Annotated in this window: 2 protein-coding genes and 1 pseudogene; 2 read left to right on the top strand and 1 reads right to left on the bottom strand. The window is 35.2% G+C overall.

What is annotated here, in order from left to right:
* Positions 1-355: pseudogene (locus PVV57_RS10110) on the top strand (hypothetical protein); the annotation flags it as partial.
* Between the two features lie 8 nt (positions 356-363).
* The gene (locus PVV57_RS10105) at positions 364-990 is read left to right on the top strand and encodes a hypothetical protein (RefSeq protein ID WP_273719528.1); all 627 of its coding nucleotides are present in this window, start codon (positions 364-366) and stop codon (positions 988-990) included.
* Here the strand turns inward: PVV57_RS10105 and PVV57_RS10100 are convergent.
* Positions 980-1,900: a hypothetical protein gene (locus PVV57_RS10100; protein WP_273784020.1), complete on the bottom strand. Its 921-nt coding sequence runs from the start codon at positions 1,898-1,900 to the stop codon at positions 980-982. The two genes, PVV57_RS10105 and PVV57_RS10100, sit on opposite strands and share 11 nt — an antisense overlap.
* Positions 1,901-2,107: the final 207 nt, after the last annotated feature.

Genomic DNA, 2,107 nt, shown 5'->3' with positions numbered 1-2,107 from the left:
AGATGAGTATGAAGAAAAGTTGGATGAGAAAAGTGAAACTATAGAGAAACTAACAGCAGAAATTGAATACCTTGATGAACAAATTGAGAAATTGAACCAACAGAATAAACTGAATCCAGAGGATGAAAAAGAAGTTGAGCGGCTTAAAGACGAGCTTAAGCAGCGTGATGAAGAAATAGAGAAGCTTAAAGACGAGCATAAAGGAGCGCTTGAACGGAAATACATATCTCTACGCTGTCAATTTGAAGAAAATCGATCCCTTAAGGAAGAAATTAAAAAGCTTAAAGACGAGCTTAAGCAGCGTGATGCATCTGTAAAAGAAAAGTCTCAGAAGAATAAGAAGAAAAGTAAGTGAGGAGTGAGATGGGTTTAATTGCGCTTATTATATCTTGTATTGCTAATTTGTGTTCATGTTATGCGGTTTATACCAATTTTAAAAACATAAAAATGCTTAGACAAGCAATAAAAGAACGAGATGAGTTAATTGCGTCACAGCGGGCGTTGATTGATGGACAATTAGCAGAGAATGAGAAAAAAATTAAACATTTACAAGAATTGCAAGAAGAAAAGAAAAAACGTTTACCGAAGAATCCACAAGGGCAAGAATGTGTAACATCATATGAAAATATTTATGAAACTCTTCAAGAGCCTGAAGATGTTCGTGCGCTTGTAAGAGAGTTTGTAGAAAAAGCTCCAGTTATAAATAAATATAGTGATGAAAAAGATGATGATAGAGCACGAAAGATATTGCAACAATTGATGATGGATGAACAGAGAAAGAATGAAGCAATTGAAATTATTGAAGATTTCAATAGATGGTTTATGGCAAAACAATCGGTTACAGTTGCAGAAGCCAATAAATGGGATAGGGCACAATATTTATCATTTCTTCTTATGAAACCAAAGCCAATGACATGGGCCGAGTTGGCTGAAAAAAGCCCTGAGGAACAACAGCGTTATTCATCATGTTGGAAAACGGTTATTTATTGAATTGAAACAGCTTGGAACACAACAGATCGGATAGTTTATTACTTGGTTTAATATTAAAATATTCGGGGCAAAAAGTCACTTTTTCTGGTGGATTTAAAGGATCTACGGCAGTGTGCTCCATAGTCAATATTAAAGGAATTTCTGAGTTTCTGTCTATAGGAAAAACACCAATAATTAGTCCTAATAGACCAGAAGGTTTGAGGCTAAATGGATCAATATTGCTATGTATGGGTGGATCGACTCGAGGTTTCTTTAAGCATAAATGTTTTTCCTGTTGAGGATGGATGTAATGTAGTGTTCCTAGTGATTGTGGTAAATACGAAAATTCGCGATAGCACGCGGACATAAAGGTAAAAAGGCTATTATCATTTATGCTGATAGAGTTGATTTTAATTGTTTGTTTTGTGGGATTTGTAATGATTAAAGATACATATATTACTGGAAAGATATCATTAGGATTATCACTTATCCATGAACTGTGTGTGGTAACACGGAGCTTTTTTTCTTCTAAAATCTCTAATTGTTTTTCCAGAACTGTGGCAAGCTTTTTCATTGATACCGCTTGTTTTCTAGTTGATTTAGCTATGTCCATGGCATTAGCTAATTCTGTTTTAAATTTTTCTCGATCTTCTTCTCTTAATTTTTCATCTTTTTCTCGATCTTCCTTTCTCAATTTTTCATCTTTTTCTCGATCTTCCTTTCTCAATTTTTCATCTTTTTCTCGATCTTCCTTTCTCAATTTTGCAGCTTCTATTCGATCTTCTTCTCTTGATTTAACTGTCTGTTTAATAGAAAGAAAAGCAAAAATTGCGGATAATAAAGCACCAACCGAAGAAAGTGCAGAAAATAATACAGAAAACGCAGAAAATAATACAGGATGCTGTTCTATCCAATTTAAAACCGCTTGCATACTTCTTACACCCTTCTTTCCTTCATTTTTGGGAAAAAACAGCCCAATAAAACACATTATGTACGGAGTGGCGCGGTGATTAACACGATTCTTTGTTTTGATCTAGGTACGAAGACGGGGTGGGCGATGTGTGGAGGGAGAGGTGACATATTTAGTGGCACCGTTGACTTTAAATCACGCCGTTTTGAAGGCGGTGGGATGCGTTAT

This window comes from Bartonella sp. AU15XJBT (assembly GCF_028618615.1).
Lineage (GTDB): Bacteria > Pseudomonadota > Alphaproteobacteria > Rhizobiales > Rhizobiaceae > Bartonella.
Note: the sequence above shows the minus strand (reverse complement) of the source record. Positions and strands in the feature narration are given on the sequence as shown.

Bases quoted from the DNA above. Each gene is read 5' to 3' on its own strand.
- PVV57_RS10105 (WP_273719528.1), top strand. From the start codon at position 364: ATGGGTTTAATTGCGCTTATTATATCTTGTATTGCTAATTTGTGTTCA.
- PVV57_RS10100 (WP_273784020.1), bottom strand. From the start codon at position 1,900: ATGCAAGCGGTTTTAAATTGGATAGAACAGCATCCTGTATTATTTTCT.